The 15,270-nt window shown below is 63.6% G+C and carries 13 protein-coding genes; 7 read left to right on the top strand and 6 right to left on the bottom strand.

The window, feature by feature from the left end; all coding sequences use genetic code 11:
- The first annotated feature begins 146 nt into the window (after positions 1–146).
- On the top strand, positions 147–1,076 hold the full coding sequence (locus tag AC0J5Z_RS17655) for a hypothetical protein (protein WP_475034856.1): 930 nt from the start codon (positions 147–149) through the stop codon (positions 1,074–1,076).
- A 545-nt stretch (positions 1,077–1,621) separates the two neighbouring features.
- Positions 1,622–3,292 carry a bifunctional phosphoribosylaminoimidazolecarboxamide formyltransferase/IMP cyclohydrolase gene (gene purH / locus AC0J5Z_RS17650; RefSeq protein ID WP_475034852.1) on the top strand — a complete coding sequence of 557 codons (1,671 nt, stop codon included), beginning with the start codon at positions 1,622–1,624 and terminating at the stop codon, positions 3,290–3,292.
- 160 nt (positions 3,293–3,452) lie between these two features.
- Here purH and AC0J5Z_RS17645 read toward each other — a convergent pair whose 3' ends face one another.
- A complete protein-coding gene (locus AC0J5Z_RS17645; protein WP_475034848.1) occupies positions 3,453–4,562 on the bottom strand; it encodes a trypsin-like serine peptidase in 1,110 nt (369 codons plus the stop codon).
- 226 nt (positions 4,563–4,788) lie between these two features.
- On the opposite strand from AC0J5Z_RS17645, the gene AC0J5Z_RS17640 reads away from it, so the two are divergent.
- The gene (locus AC0J5Z_RS17640) at positions 4,789–5,577 is read left to right on the top strand and encodes a hypothetical protein (protein ID WP_475034844.1); all 789 of its coding nucleotides are present in this window, start codon (positions 4,789–4,791) and stop codon (positions 5,575–5,577) included.
- Between the two features lie 244 nt (positions 5,578–5,821).
- Positions 5,822–8,041 carry an NADP-dependent isocitrate dehydrogenase gene (locus AC0J5Z_RS17635; RefSeq protein WP_475034840.1) on the top strand — a complete coding sequence of 740 codons (2,220 nt, stop codon included), beginning with the start codon at positions 5,822–5,824 and terminating at the stop codon, positions 8,039–8,041.
- A 63-nt stretch (positions 8,042–8,104) separates the two neighbouring features.
- On the opposite strand, the gene AC0J5Z_RS17630 is transcribed toward AC0J5Z_RS17635, so the two are convergent.
- The 5 genes from AC0J5Z_RS17630 to AC0J5Z_RS17610 all read right to left on the bottom strand — a co-directional run bounded on the left by AC0J5Z_RS17630 (position 8,105) and on the right by AC0J5Z_RS17610 (position 13,163).
- Entirely contained in the window at positions 8,105–9,214 is a 1,110-nt protein-coding gene (locus AC0J5Z_RS17630) for an FAD-dependent oxidoreductase (RefSeq protein ID WP_475034836.1), read from the bottom strand.
- A 154-nt stretch (positions 9,215–9,368) separates the two neighbouring features.
- Positions 9,369–10,223 carry a phosphonate ABC transporter, permease protein PhnE gene (phnE, locus tag AC0J5Z_RS17625; protein ID WP_475034832.1) on the bottom strand — a complete coding sequence of 285 codons (855 nt, stop codon included), beginning with the start codon at positions 10,221–10,223 and terminating at the stop codon, positions 9,369–9,371.
- Complete coding sequence (locus AC0J5Z_RS17620; protein WP_475034827.1) at positions 10,220–10,990, bottom strand: phosphonate ABC transporter ATP-binding protein; 771 nt, start codon at positions 10,988–10,990, stop codon at positions 10,220–10,222. The genes phnE and AC0J5Z_RS17620 overlap by 4 nt, the downstream gene beginning before the upstream one ends.
- Positions 10,990–11,904, bottom strand: a complete 915-nt coding sequence (locus AC0J5Z_RS17615) for a phosphate/phosphite/phosphonate ABC transporter substrate-binding protein (RefSeq protein WP_475034823.1) — start codon at positions 11,902–11,904, stop codon at positions 10,990–10,992. Before AC0J5Z_RS17615 ends, AC0J5Z_RS17620 begins: the two co-directional genes overlap by 1 nt.
- 41 nt (positions 11,905–11,945) lie before the next feature.
- The gene (locus AC0J5Z_RS17610; protein WP_475034820.1) at positions 11,946–13,163 is read right to left on the bottom strand and encodes a TIGR03364 family FAD-dependent oxidoreductase; all 1,218 of its coding nucleotides are present in this window, start codon (positions 13,161–13,163) and stop codon (positions 11,946–11,948) included.
- A 163-nt stretch (positions 13,164–13,326) separates the two neighbouring features.
- Here AC0J5Z_RS17610 and AC0J5Z_RS17605 point away from each other — a divergent pair, with 163 nt between their 5' ends.
- From AC0J5Z_RS17605 to AC0J5Z_RS17595, 3 genes are all read left to right on the top strand, one after another.
- Entirely contained in the window at positions 13,327–14,094 is a 768-nt protein-coding gene (locus AC0J5Z_RS17605; protein ID WP_475034816.1) for a GntR family transcriptional regulator, read from the top strand.
- A complete protein-coding gene (locus AC0J5Z_RS17600) occupies positions 14,091–14,762 on the top strand; it encodes a phosphonatase-like hydrolase (protein ID WP_475034813.1) in 672 nt (223 codons plus the stop codon). The genes AC0J5Z_RS17605 and AC0J5Z_RS17600 overlap by 4 nt, the downstream gene beginning before the upstream one ends.
- 61 nt (positions 14,763–14,823) lie before the next feature.
- Positions 14,824–15,264, top strand: coding sequence for a DoxX family protein (locus tag AC0J5Z_RS17595; RefSeq protein ID WP_475034809.1), 441 nt, complete (start codon positions 14,824–14,826; stop codon positions 15,262–15,264).
- Positions 15,265–15,270: the final 6 nt, after the last annotated feature.

The following is a 15,270-nucleotide window of genomic DNA, read 5'->3' as shown; positions in this document are numbered from 1 at the left end:
GCGGGGCCTGTTCTGCGTGGTATTGGGCGTGCTTTGCGTGCAGAGCAGGCCTCGCAACTTCTGTGGAGGAATAGTCAGGAGCGGCTCCGAGGGTGATTTCTGTGGATAACCGGATGTGAGCCATCGTTTCCCGCAAACATGGTCCTATGCGGAATCCCATCCCTTTGCCGTCGGAGGTCAATTCACAAGGCTTTCTCGTCGCGGACGCTTACGCTGCCGGTGTGCCACGGTGGCGACTCCAGACGAAAGAACTTGTGACGCCGAGTCGTGGCATTCGTATAGCCAGGTCAAACGAACGCGACCTCGAACTGCTCGGACGGCTGCACACCGCCGTCACTCCCCGTTGTGCGGTCAGCCATGTGACCGCTGCGCGCCTCTGGTCGATCCCTCTTCCGATATATCTGGAGGAGGAGGGCAATAGCGGCGTTATTCACGTGACGCGACGACACGAGATCGGGCGGGTCAAGCGTCGCGGCGTAGTCGGGCACCGGGCTCCGCTGCTGGCCCGGGACGTTCGGGCAGTGAACGGGGTCCAACTGACGTCGCCGGAATGGACGTGGGTGGATTTGGCCAGACACATGGGGAGGTCGTCGCTCGTTGCGGCCGGAGATTTTCTGTTGGCACGGGAGAACCCGTTGTCGTCGATCGACGCGATCCAGGAAGTCATTGACCGGCGACCGAAGGTCAAAGGAATCCGAATGGCCCGGGAGATACTGCCATTGTTGCGGGTTGGCGTCGATTTGCCGCGGGAGTCAAAGCTGCGTCTGAAGATAGTCGACGCCGGTCTGCCGGAGCCAGAAGTCACCCAGCCAATTTTCGACGATCAGGGCCGATACCTGTCCACGCCCGACCTCCAATACAAGGAATACAAAATTGCCATGGAGTACGAGGGGGACCATCATCGTTCAGACCCCTTGCAGTGGGGAAAGGACATCGAGCGCGACGACCGTCTTCGCGCCTTGGGATGGATCGTGTTGAAGTTCTCGGATGTTCAGATGAAAGGTGGTTGGGCCAATGCTGAACGGAAGGTGCGCGATGCGTTGGCTTCGCGCGGGTGGCGACGACCGTCGTCGTAGTTTGGAAGGGCCCGGACTTGTGGGGCCTGGTGTGCGCCTTTCGCGCGCGGGGTGGGGCGCAGAGTGGGCCTCGCAACGAAGGGGACCAACTTGTGGGGCCTGGTGTGCGCCTTTCGCGCGCCGGGTGGGGCGCAGAGTGGGCCTGGCAACGGGGGGTCCAAACTTGTGGGGCCTGGTGTGCGCCTTTCGCGCCCGGGGTGGGGTGCAGAGTGGGCCTGGCAACGGGGGGAACCAATTTGTGGGGCCTGATTTGCGTGGGTCGAGCAGGGGATGGGGTGCAGAGTGGGCCTGGCAACGGGGGGTCCAAACTTGTGGGGCCTGGTGTGCGCCTTTCGCGCGCGGGGTGGGGCGCAGAGTGGGCCTCGCAACGAGGGGTCCAAACTTGTGGGGCCTGGTGTGCGCCTTTCGCGCCCGGGGTGGGGCGCAGAGTGGGCCTCGCAACGAAGGGGCAACCGCGACGCAAAACCGGGGCGGCAACGAAACACGATAAACTCTCCGTATCCCCACCATCCGCGCCATCTACGCGAACTAAGACGGAGACTTTTGTGAGCTTGACGCAGCTTGACCGTGTTCCCATCCGCCGTGCACTGATCTCGGTTTACGACAAGACGGGACTGGAGGAGCTCGCGAAGGGCCTGCACGCAGCGGGCGTCGCCATTGTTTCCACCGGCTCCACCGCCAAGAAGATCGCCGCCGCCGGCATCCCGGTCAAGGAAGTCGAAGAAGTCACCGGCTCCCCGGAAATGTTGGACGGCCGCGTCAAGACCCTGCACCCGCGTGTGCACGGCGGCATCTTGGCCGACCGTCGCGTCCCGGCCCACATGGACACCCTGGCCGGCATGGAGATCGAAACGTTTGACCTCGTGGTGGTGAACCTATACCCGTTCGTCGAGACTGTGAAGTCCGGCGCAGCACAGGATGACGTCGTCGAGCAGATCGATATCGGAGGCCCGGCCATGGTGCGCTCCGCTGCGAAGAACCACGCCGCCGTCGCCATTGTCACGGACCCGAACTTCTACGGCGCAGTTGTCGACGCCGCTGCACACGGTGGTTTCGATCTGAACACCCGTCGTCGCCTGGCTGCCAAGGCCTTCGCGCACACGGCCAGCTACGACAATGCTGTTGCTTCCTGGACCGCCAGCCAGTTCCTGGACGAAGACGGCGACGGCATCATCGACTGGCCCGCCTACGCAGGTCTGTCCCTGGAACGCTCTGAGGTCCTCCGCTACGGCGAAAACCCGCACCAGCAGGCCGCACTGTACGTGGACAAGGCTGCTCCGGCAGGCATCGCGCAGGCCGACCAGCTGCATGGCAAGGCCATGAGCTACAACAACTTCGTCGACGCCGATGCCGCCCTCCGCGCTGCCTTCGACTTCGCTGACCCCGCCGTTGCGATCATCAAGCACGCCAACCCTTGCGGTGTCGCTGTCGGTTCCGCCGATGCTGCAGACCCGATCGCAGACGCACATGCCAAGGCCCACGCCTGCGACCCCGTCTCGGCTTTCGGTGGCGTCATCGCAGCTAACCGCACGGTCACCGCAGGCATGGCCCGCACGGTTGCCGACATCTTCACCGAGGTTGTCATCGCCCCGGACTTCGAGCCCGAAGCCGTGGAGATCCTCTCCAAGAAGAAGAACATCCGCCTCCTCGCCCTGCCCGAGGGCTACGGCCGCTACCCCTCCGAGATGCGCCAGGTTTCCGGCGGCGTCCTGGTCCAGATGAGCGACAAGGTAGACGCCGACGGCGACAACCCCGCCAACTGGACGCTCGCCGCCGGTGAAGCCGCCGACGAAGCAACGCTCGCCGACCTCGCCTTCGCCTGGACCGCCTGCCGCGCTGCCAAGTCCAACGCCATCCTGATCGCCAACCACGGTGCAGCTGTCGGCATCGGCATGGGCCAGGTCAACCGCCTGGACTCCTGCCGCCTGGCCGTCGAGCGCGCCAACACGCTGGGCGTGAAGGTGGAGTCCGACGTCGAAGGTGCCGGCGGCGCGTCCAACGCCAGCGGTGGCGACGCACCTGAGCGCGCACGCGGCGCCGTTGCATCCTCGGACGCGTTCTTCCCGTTCGCTGATGGCCTGCAGATCCTGATCGACGCCGGTGTCCGTGCCGTCGTCCAGCCGGGCGGCTCCGTCCGTGACGAGGAAGTCATTGCCGCAGCCAACGCTGCCGGCATCACGATGTACTTCACCGGCGCGCGCCACTTCTTCCACTAGTCCCCACCGCCTCCCTAACCTCGCTGCGCTTCGGCCAGGGAACCCGGGCGGCGTGGGCCCAGCCGCAAGGCACAAAGCAGCACAACGCAACGGCGGCCGCCCCCGGAAGGGGACGGCCGCCGTCGTGCTTAACAGGGACGTGCCAGGAAATTCAGAACCGCTACGAAGCCGCCGCAGCAGTGTTGTACGTGGACTGGATCACGGTGCCCCAGTACGGGCCGTACATGGTGGTGGAGTTGCTGCCGTATCCGTAGCTGTTGACGGAGTTCTGGTAGCCGGTGGAGCTGGTGCCGATGAACCACGGACCGCCCGAGGAGCCACCGGTCATGTTGCAGGGGATTCCCTGGCTGTTGAACTGCGGGTTGTAGGGATCGTTGCTGGCTTTGCCGGAGCAGCTCTTGAGCGATTCACCGTTGAAGGGCGAGCCTGCCGGGTAGCCGAAGGCCTTGTAGCTCAGGCCGCGGGCAGCGTTGAACTGAACGCCGGAGGACCCTACGACGTCGGCGAGGCGCTGGCCGTTGAGGGTGTTCATGACGGCGAACGCGGTGTCGTACTGCATGTTTCCGTTTGAAGCCCACTGGGTGGGGGCGTACAGAGCCTTTGCCGTCCACTTCCCGTAGGGTGCTGCACCGTTGAGGTAGGCGGGAACGAAGACGAAGTTGGTGGCGTAGGCGCCCGGGCCTTCGTTGAGGCAGTGTCCTGCGGTGGACACGGTGCTCTTGTTGGATGCGGTGACGGAGTTGCCTGAGCAGACGTAGTTGGAGCCGCCCAGGGTGAAGAAGATCTTGCCGATGTGCTTGACCGGTGTTTCGCTCTGGTTCACTTTGCGGTCGATGGTCTTGGAATCGGTTGCTGCCGGCTGTCCGGCGATGCTGCTGATGGCGCCCGGGGCTTCAGTGACCGGGGCTTTGCCGAGGTTGAGGAGCTTGCCGCGTTCCAGTGCTTTTGCGGCCAGGATATCGCCGGACTTGGCATTCTTCATGCGTTCCGGCGTCCAGTAGTCTGCAGCGCCGGCGTCCGACACTACATGGCTGCTGACCGCAGCGCCGCTGGAGTCTGTGGTGTTTACCGGAGCCGCATTTGCGCTGGTGGTTCCAACCAGCGCCAGGATTGCGGCAGCGGACAGACTCAGCAGGCTTGTGGCCAGGGTCTTGGTTTTTGTCACGTTGTTCCTACCTATCGAGGGAGTGAGGCGGTCAGTGATGGCGACCGCCGACTGACGGAATTGAAGGTATCGAACGTATGACAACTTTGTAAAGAGATGTTTCATAGTTTGTGATAATTTGCTGTCACTTCCTTGTTGAGTAGCGAGGTCCTTTTGGTGCGCGGTTGCACAGGTCTTGGATTGCATGAGTCGAAACTGATCTCCGTCCGACTCTCATTGTCACGGGTTCTCTGCCGGAGGAGACTTGACGCGACGGCTTCCCATCTCGGACCGCCCGCGTGGCCACCCGGCTGCGGGGCCTCACAGCACCAAGTAGTGGCCTGGTGGATCAATGAGTTCCATGACGCCCCTCGAAAAGCCCGCTCAGCGGTCGCGCCATCTCTTGCCTTTGGTGACTATCGCACTGATTGGATGTCTCGGCGGGTGCGAATATGAGTCTTACGACGCCTCCCTGCCGTCTGCCAGTTCTCCGATTACGGAGGCCCGCACGGTCCCACCGCTGCCGGAGAGGCCCGTTTCTAGCACGGTCCGCCCGCTGCCGGAGAGTGGCGATATCGACGCCGGCACATACCTGGTCCCCGTCGCCGGCTACAAGGAGCCTTTCCAGATCACCGTCCCAGACGGCTGGTTTGCTCTCGACGGCAACAGCCTGGGCAAGGATGACCCGGATCACCCGGCTGAATGGGCCGTCTACCTGGCTCTTTCGCCCGCGTTCTATGTGTCGATGGACGCATGCAAATGGAGGGGCGCCCTTGCCGATGTCGGTCCGTCGGCCAAGGCCTTCGTTGACGCGATGGCAGCGCAGTCGTTTACGGCAAGCACTCCTCCCGTCAAGGTCATGGTGGGCAATTACTCCGGCTTCGAGTTCGACCATTCCGTCGAGAGCAGCGTGGACTTCAACGCCTGCAACGGCGGCAAGTTATGCATCCACTCAGAATTTAGATACGACTGCTCACGCTGGTACTTAACTCAGAATGAACACGAAACCTACCGGGTGGTCGACCTGAACGGCAAGCGGGCTGTCGTAGCGGTTGGCCATATCGACGAATCGATCAATCCGGAACTGATGAGAGAGGCGCGCACTGTCTTCGACTCGATCGTGTTCGAGTCCTACAAGTGACCAGCTGATCCGATGGCCGATCCCGCCCCCGCTGTATGAGGCAGAACGCACAATCCCACCCTGCACGGAAAGCAGCAAGCGCTCGACGGCGGCGGGCAGCAGCGGCGGTCAGGCCGCCGTCGGGCGTTAACCACCGGAGAGTGGTAACGAACACGTGATCCCGGACACGAAGGGCCGTCAAAACGGTCTACTCGGGTAAGTTAGAGATGTTGAAATCTGCAGACTTTCAGGGAGAACCCCGCCAATGGCCAAGATTATCTATACCCACACAGACGAAGCGCCGATGCTGGCAACTTACTCATTCCTGCCGATTGTGGAAGCGTATGCCTCGACCGCAGGAGTAGAGGTGGAGACCCGCGATATTTCGCTGGCCGGCCGCGTCATCGCCGTCTTCGGTGATTTCCTGACTGAAGAACAGCGCACGGGCAACGCCCTTGCTGAACTTGGTGAACTGGCAAAGCAGCCGGAAGCCAACATCATCAAGCTGCCCAACATCAGCGCCTCCGTGCCGCAGCTCAAGGCTGCCATCGCCGAGCTCCAGGCCCAGGGCTACGCCCTCCCGGACTACCCGGACAACCCTTCCTCGGACACCGAGACGGACATCCGCTCGCGTTACGACAAGATCAAGGGCTCCGCTGTAAACCCGGTGCTGCGTGAAGGAAACTCTGACCGCCGCGCACCGCTGTCGGTGAAGAACTACGCCCGCCAGAACCCGCACAGCATGGGTGCCTGGACCGCTGAGTCCAAGACCAACGTTGCCACCATGGGCGAGAACGACTTCCGCTCCAACGAGAAGTCCGTTGTCCTGGACGCCGACGATTCCCTGACCATCCAGCTGGTGCGCGAAGACGGCACCACCAAGGTCCTGAAGAAGGGCTTCCCTGTCCTGGCCGGCGAAGTTGTGGACGCCACCGTCCTGCGCGCCGACGCCCTGGACGAGTTCCTCAAGGCACAGGTTGCCCGCGCCAAGGAAGAGGGCATCCTCTTCTCCGCACACCTGAAGGCCACCATGATGAAGGTCTCTGACCCCATCATCTTCGGCCACGTGGTCAAGGCTTACTTCTCCGAGCTGTTCGACACCTACGGCAAGCAGCTCACAGCCGCAGGCATCAGCCCCAACAACGGCCTCGCAGCCATCCTCAGCGGCTTGGAAGACTTGCCCGAGGACGTCCGCGAAGGCGTCAAGGCAGCCATCACCAAGGGCCTCGAAGACGGTCCGGCCCTGGCCATGGTCGATTCCGACAAGGGCATCACCAGCCTGCACGTTCCGTCGGACATCATTGTTGACGCCTCCATGCCGGCAATGATCCGTTCCTCCGGCCACATGTGGGGCCCGGACGGCAAGGAAGCCGACACCCTGGCAGTCATCCCGGACAGCTCCTACGCCGGCATCTACCAGGTTGTCCTGGACGACTGCCGCGCCAACGGTGCCTTCGATCCCACCACCATGGGCACTGTTCCCAACGTGGGCCTGATGGCGCAGGCCGCCGAGGAATACGGCAGCCACGACAAGACCTTCGAAATCCAGGCAGCCGGCACCGTCCAGCTCGTGGACAGCAAGGGCAACGTCCTGACCGAACACCAGGTATTCCCCGGTGACATCTGGCGCGCATGCCAGACCAAGGATGTCCCGGTCCGCGACTGGGTCAAGCTGGCCGTTACTCGTGCCCGTGCTTCCCAGACCCCGGCTGTGTTCTGGCTGGACGAGACCCGGGCCCACGACGCCAACCTGATTGCCAAGGTCAACGAGTACCTCAAGGAACACGACACCGAGGGCCTGGAAATCAAGATCCTTTCCCCGGTTGAGGCCACGGCCTTCACCCTGGAGCGTATCCGCAAGGGCGAAGACACCATCTCCGTCACCGGTAACGTCCTCCGTGACTACCTCACAGACCTGTTCCCGATCCTCGAGCTCGGAACCAGCGCCAAGATGCTTTCCATCGTTCCGCTGATCAACGGTGGCGGCCTGTTCGAGACCGGCGCCGGTGGTTCCGCTCCCAAGCACGTCCAGCAGTTGGTCAAGGAGAACCACCTCCGTTGGGACAGCCTGGGTGAGTTCCTGGCCCTGGCCGTCAGCTTCGAGCACCTTGCCACCACCACGGGCAACGCCCGCGCACAGGTCCTGGCTGACACGCTGGACCGCGCCACGGGTACTTTCCTGCTGGAAAACAAGTCCCCGCGCCGCAGCGTTGGCGAGCTGGACAACCGCGGAAGCCACTTCTACCTGGCCACGTACTGGGCCCAGGAACTGGCCAAGCAGACCGAAGACGCCGAGTTGGCCAAGGACTTCGCGGCAATCGCTGAAGCCCTGACCTCCAACGAAGAGGCAATCGTCGGCGAGCTGGCCGCTGTCCAGGGTCCCGGCGTCGACCTCGGCGGTTACTACCGTCCGGACGCTGCCAAGGCCGCTGAGATCATGCGCCCGTCGGCTACGTTCAACAAGGTCCTCGCGACCCTGAAGTAGTCCTGGCATAACGGAACTGGCCCGCAGGCATTGCCTGCGGGCCAGTTGCTTTTAAGCATGGATTCAGCGGTCCGCGTGGAACCGCTCCGGTGCCACGCCGCCGTCGACGATGTCCTTCAGCACCCGGCCGATAGCCGGCGTGAACTTGAAGCCATGACCCGAGAAGCCTGCGCCCACCACCAGCGGACCGAAGTGGTCCAGCACAAAGTCCTCGTTGGGCGTGGTGGTGTAGGTGCAGCTGATGGGCACGGCAGTGGAAGGGTCGACGCCGGGAAGCCACTCTTCTGCGTACCGCACCAACGCTTCCATCTGGTGGGGGATGGGCTCGAACGTGCGCTCGTCTGGATCCATGACCGGGCCGACTCCGTGCCAGCCGGCCTTGACGCCTTCTCCGGGAGTGAGCATTCCGTAGACGGGGCTGTACCAGTACTCGTAGGCTTCGTTGTTCGGATCGGGGTCGGGGCTGTGGTTGAAGCTCGGCCACACCAGCGTGTTGTCCTTGGGAGTGAAGTGGGCCGGCTGCTCCTGGGTTACCACCAAAGCCGGCAGGTCAGTGAGCTTGCCGATGAGCTTGGGTGTCCAAGCTCCGGCCGTGACCACCACGCGGCTGGCCGTGTACTCCGTCTCCTCCGTCACCACCACCGCTGATTCGCCGCCAGTGACACGGATGTCCAGGACCGGCGTCGAGTACTTGAAAACGGCACCGTGGGCCTCCGCTGACTTGCGCAGCGCCACCAAAGCGTCTGCCGAGCGGATCCGGCCGGAGCCTGGCACGAAGAGCACATCGGTTGCGAAATTCATGCCCAGCCAGCGGTTGGCGGCTTCATCAGGGGAGATGAAGTAGCTCTCGATGCCGCGGGCCTCGTGGGCCTCCCGCACTTGCTGTAAGCGGGGGACGTTGCCGTGGTTCACGAGCCCCACCATGTCCAGAAGGGGGGCGCCGTGCTCGGCTGCGAGTTCGTCCCAGAGCGTCTTCGATTCTGCGAGCAGATCCAGGTAGTCGGCCTCGGCGTAGGCGGTGTTGAAGTTGCGAGTGGCGCCGTGGGAAGCGCCTATGTGGTGTCCGGCCTCGAACTGCTCCAACAAAACCACCGAGCGGCCCGACCGGGCGAGCTGCCAGGCGGCAGCCGATCCCATGGCTCCTCCGCCAACAACTACAACGTCAACCTGCATGCCTGCTCCATCCACCGTTGGCCCTCTTGAAAACGCGACCCCCGAAGAGGGCCACTCCCATTCTGCCCCCACTGACCCAACTGGGTCGCAGCACTGCGCGTTTTGAGGGGCCAAAACGCGCTCAATTGCGACTCAGTTGGGTCAGGCGGGTGCGTTAAGCGGCCAGCCGCCTCCGGATCCATGCAGAGAACTGGTCCACCACGATGATCAGCACCAGCACGATCAGGATGTGCGTGAGCATGGAGTCGAACTGGAACGACTTGATGGACTGGTTGATCAGTAACCCGATACCTCCGGCGCCCACCAGGCCTAGGACCAGCGAGGACCGTACGTTGACGTCGAAGCGGTAAAGCAGCAGGCCCACGAACTGCGGAACCACCATGGGCAGCGTTGCGTTGGCTACCTGCTGGATCCGGTTGGCACCGGCCGTTCGCAGCGCTTCCTGTGGCCCGGAGTCGATCTCCTCCATGGACTCCGCCCACAGCTTCCCCATCACACCGGTGTTGTGGCAGATCAGGGCGAGCACGCCCGCGAACGGACCAAGCCCCACGGCGGTGACGAAGATCAGCGCGAAGACGATGTCCGGCACGGCGCGGAAGAAGGAGAGGATGGCGCGGGCAGCTTGGTAAACCAGCCGGTGCGGGCTGGTGTTCTCAGCAGCCAGAGCTGCCAGGAGCAGGGCGAACGGTACGGACAACGTTGTTCCGAGCAGGCCGATCCACAGCGTCACAAGCGTCGCTTCGAGGCCGGGCTTGAGCGTCTTCTCCCAGCTGAGGTCCGGCGGGAAGGCGTCGCCAATGAACGCGGCCATGCCCTTCCAGCCATCCACCAGCAGTTCCGGTTTGAAGTCCGTCCCCTCGATGGCCACGGCATGAAGTCCGACGACGGCGGCCGCCACTGCCGCCGTCGTGATCCACCGCAGCGGCTTCTTGGGGCGGAGCAGTGCCACGCGGGTATTCGTTGACGCATCCCGGCGCGCGACGCCCGGGGTCAAGGTGTGGGGTGTCATGCTGCCTGGGTCCTGTCTGAAACGTCCCGGTCCGGGGCGTACAACGTGTCGAGGTGGTCGGCCGTGACCTCTGTGGAGGGGAGGTCGAAGGTCATGGAGCCCTGGAGGAGCCCGATGGACCTGTCCGCGTACCGCAGCGCGAGATCCGGCTGGTGCAGGACGGCGGCCACGGCCAGCCCTTCAGAATGTGCCAGTTCCCGTAGCAATGCCATGACCTGCTCGGCGGCGTGCGGGTCCAGTGCAGATACCGGCTCGTCGGCGAGTACGACGTCGGCCCGCTGGCAAAGTGCCCGGGCTACGGCGACGCGTTGCTGTTGTCCGCCGGACAGCCGGCCCACGCGGTCGAAGGCACGGTCGGCAAGGCCAACACGATCCAGGCATTCGAGGGCTTCCTGCTGAATGTCGGCTGGGAACAGAAGTGGACTCAGCGACCTCACCGTGGGGATTCGGGCAAGGGCGCCGGCACAGACGTTATCCAAAGCGGTGCGCCGCGGAACCAGGTGGATCTTCTGGAAGATCATCGCCATACGCTGGCGCGCCTGCTGCAACTCACGGCCTTGCAGGGTATCCAAAGCGTTCCCGGAAATGCTGATGCTGCCGGCGTCCGGGGTGGTGATGCCCATGACGCAGCGCAGGGTGGTGGACTTGCCGGAGCCGTTGGCGCCCAGGAAGGCCACCAGCTCACCGGCTGCAACTGAGAAGTCGACGCCCTGCAACACGGTCCGTCCGTTGAAGGACTTGCGCAGGCCTTGGACAGAAAGGGGCATTACAGATCCTTCTCGGTGAGGCCCATGGTCTCGGCGAGCTCGAACAGTGGCGTGTAGTCGTCCTTGGTTACCTCGAGCAGCGGGCCGGGAGGGGTGACGTCCAGGAACTCGCCCACCTTGGCAACGTCAGTGGGATCCAGGCTCAGGAACGCGTCTTTCACAGCAGACTTGAAGGCGGGATCGGCATCGCCGCGCACGGTGATGGGGTCGTTGGGGATAGGGTTGGACGTCCAGACTTGGCGGAACTCATCCGGAGTGAACGTGCCTGCGGCGATGGCAGTGGCCAGTGTCTGGGAGTTGATCTCCGCTGCGTCCACCTTGCCGTTGGTCAGGGCGAGCAGAGCTTCAGGATGGCCGCCGGTGTAGTCCATCTTGATGTCGGCGTCGGCGATGCCGGCTTCGCGGAGGCCGAAGCGCGGCAGCACGTCACCCGACGTCGAACCCACGCTGCCCAAGGCGAGCGACTTCCCCTTGAGGTCGCCGATCGCCTGGATCGTGCTGTCCTTGGGAACCCAGATCCCGGCGGTGTACGTGCTGAGCTCCTTCTCAGCAGTGCCAAAGGAAACCAGCGGCTCAGCGCCCGCTTTGGCGTCGGCGAACACGTAGCCCAGCGGACCGAACTGGCCCAGGTCCAGCTTGCCATTGCGCATTGCCAGGACTTCTGCGGCGTAGTCCTCAACCACCTGAACGCTCACCGGGCATTCGAGCTTCTTGGACAAGGCTGCAGCCAGGACGTCGTAGGCCGGCTTGAGCTTGGCAGGGTCCTCGTAGGGCTCGATCCCGAACTTGATCTCACCGTTGGGACAGGTGGCCGACGTCGCTTCAGGAGAGGACTGGGCCGAGCCGCCACAGGCTGTCAGTGCCAAAACGGTGGCCAGGGCAAGCGCGGAACCGGTGAAGAGCGAGGTTTTCATGGGAATCCTTATGCGAAGGGGATTGGAGGGGGAAGGGAAAATCAGGACAAGCGCGAGACGTTGCGGTGCGCCAGGCCGAAGGACAGGGTCATGCCGACGCCGGAGGTTACCGAGACCACCGTGACGCCCGGCTGCGTTTCGCGGACAAGAATGGGGGCGACGTCCGAGGACGCATAGATACCCTGCCAGCGCTGGATGATCTCCAGCGGTTCGCCGATCCTGTCCGTGATTTCGGCGTTGAGCGTAGTGGTCACCGCTTCGTCGAGGAACGGATCGGCGGTGGGGTGGTAGTGGTGCGAGTCGCCCAGGATGACGGTGCCGTCCGGGCGCTGGGTGAACATGACGTTGGCGCCAATCTCCAGCAGTTCCGGCTGGTTTTCCAACACCTCGGAGCGGAGCGCTGCAGCGGCGGGCATGTCCGTGAACGCCGGGTACCGAAGCATGGACGTTGCGGTGAGAACAGCGGGTGCGAACTCAACGCCCGACGGTTTGGCGGCCAAGGACATCTGCAGAGCACACCGCTGGATCTGGTGTTCCGCGGCGAGGTCCGGAAACAGGTAATCGACATCGTGGCCAACGCACACGAACACCTGCTTGGCCCTGAGCTCGCCCCGCGACGTTTGGACGGTCACGCCTTCAGGGTCTTGGTTGAAGCCCAGCGCGGCGGTATTCCAGTGAAGTTCGACGCCGGGCTGCTGGCTCAGCCATTCGGCCAGCTTTGCCACAGTGGTGCGGGGATCAACGCGGAGGTCGTCCCGGAGGAAGGCGCCACCTACGAGGCCCGGCCAGCCTGCGCCCGAAGTACCGGCGTCGTCGTGCGCTTCTTCAGCGGCCGAAACAGAGGCACCCAACCTGGCCCGCGTCCCGGCGGGTGAGAGCAGCTCCACCTGTCCAGGCTCCCGCATGGCGGAGAGTTCACGCAGGACGTCCATCTCGGCCTCGGTACGGGCGAGGACCACGGCCCCGGCCTCGGAGGCCCAGAACCCGGCACGTTCAGCGAACTCAAGCCAGTACTTACGGGAGGTCTGGGCGAGTTCGTACAGTTCGCCGGACTGGGCCGTGATGCAGCAGTGGCCGAAGTTGCGGACGGAAGCGCCTGCGGCATGGTGGTCGCGCTCGATGATGGTGACAGTCAGGCCGTTGGCAACAGCATGGGCGGCGTGGGCCAAGCCCACGATTCCAGCGCCGACAATCACGACGTCGGTGGGCTGGCTTGGGCTGCTGGTAGCGGCTTTGGGAGAGGTACTCGGGTTGTTCACACCACTGACATTGGCCGCTCAGTTACGGGGAATCAAGCCAGAATGGCACTTGTATATACAAGTTAATCTGAATTTAACGTCCGTTCATTTGAATTCACGCCAAGTTCATCTGGATCCGTTCAAAACCGGCCTGGCCAATGAAGCAGACTTGTATTATCAACTTGTGAGCACACAGCAGAACGCCCCTCTCCACGTCAGGTTGAGCGAAGAATTCATGCGCCGGATCACCGACGGTGAGTGGCCTCCGGGTTTCCAGCTGCCCAGTGAAGCGGAGCTGTGCCGTGAGTTCGGGACGTCCCGCGGCCCGATCCGCCAGGCGCTCGCCTTCCTGCGCTCCGAGGGTGCCGTGACGGGTGGGCGGGGACGGCCCCCGATGGTCCGTTCGTCCGTGCCATCGCAGTCGTTCTCCACGTTCAACTCATTCACTGAATGGGCCAGCGGGATCGGCAAAAAGCCCGGCCAACGAACCCTTGAAGTGGCAAGGCGCGAAGCCAGCCCGGAAGCAGCAGATGCACTCGGACTCCTGCCGGGCACCACGGTGGTGGAGGTCTTGCGTGTCCGCTACCTGGATGAAGCTCCGGCCATGATTGAGCGCACCACGTTCGTCCTTGACGTGGGCCGGAAATTGTTCGACTTCGATACCGACTCCGGTTCCATTTTCGCTTTCCTCAAGGAACAAGGCGTGGATCTTCACAGCGCGCGGCACACCATTGACGCCGTCGCAGCCAGCGACGAGGACGCAGAACTGTTGGAACAACCCGAAGGCATTCCGCTCCTGCGCGAACGCCGCATCACCCGTTCCGCCGACGGGCAGCCCCTCGAATACTCCGAGGACCGCTACCTTCCTGCACTCACCAACTTCACCATCGACAACACCGTGGAACGCCGGGCCGCGCTGGTCCGCATCCACACTGAAGGAGTAACCCCATGATCAAGCTTGTTGCCTGCGATATGGCCGGAACCACCATTGACGAACACGGCGACGTTTACGTTGCCCTGGCCCGCTGCGTGGAGGAGACCGGTGTGGCCACCACCCCGGAAGCTGTGCAGGAATGGATGGGCGCGGACAAGGTGGAGGCCATTACGGCCCTCATTGAAGCCGGGGGAGGAGCGGCCACGCCGGAAGTAGTGGCTGCCGCATTCAAGCGCTTCAAGGAACTGCTGGTGGAGTTCTACGACGCCAACCCGCCAGTGGCTTTGGAGGGTGTGGAAGAAGCCTTCCGCGATCTCCGGAGCAGGGGCGTCAAGGTTGCGTTGACTACCGGCTTCTCACGCGACGTCGCCGAGCCCCTCCTGGAGCGGCTGGGCTGGGGCGTCGACGACGATAACCTGCTTGACGCCGTCGTCTGTTCCGATGAAGTAGCCGCCGGCCGTCCGGCGCCGCACATGATCCACCGGGCCATGGAACTGACCGGCGTGCAGGACGTCCGCGCCGTGATTGCTGCCGGCGACACCGTGAACGACCTCGCAGCCGCCAACAATGCTGGCGTCACAGCAGTCGGTGTCCTGACGGGCAAGCTGGACCGCGATGCCTTGGCCGCGCATCCTCACCACCACATCCTGGACGGGGTCAAGGACATTCCGGCGCTGCTGTCGTAGCACCTGGCGCTTGGCGCTCCCGGGTTGGCGGTGGGGACGCAGGCATGGAAGATTGGAACCCGTGAAATTCCTTCACCCGTCTCCCAAGTCCTCCGCCCGCGGCGTCACCATCCTGCGCGTGGTGTTCGGTGCGCTCCTCATGGTGCACGGCTTCCAGAAGTTCATGGCGGGGCATGCCGCCTTCGCCGCGTCTGTTGCTGCCATGGGCGTGCAGAAACCGGAGATCGTAGCCTGGCTGGTGATCGCCGGGGAACTGGGCCTCGGACTGCTCCTGATCCTGGGCGCGCTCACCCGAGTGGCCGGGTTCCTGGCGGCGATCATGTTCGCAGGGATCTGGTTCGTGACGGAAGCGGGCAAACCCTTGCTGACGGATAAATCCGGCGTTACGGCCGAGCTCCTGATTGTTTATGTCGCTATCTCCATAGCGTTCGTGTTCCTCGGCCCGGGGGCGTTGTCCTTGGACCGCAAGCTGGCGAGGCAACCAGCCCGCACAGCACGTTAACCCGAC

Source organism: Paenarthrobacter sp. TRD_SC_7, from assembly GCF_056156245.1.
This window is presented reverse-complemented; position numbering and strand designations above follow the sequence as displayed.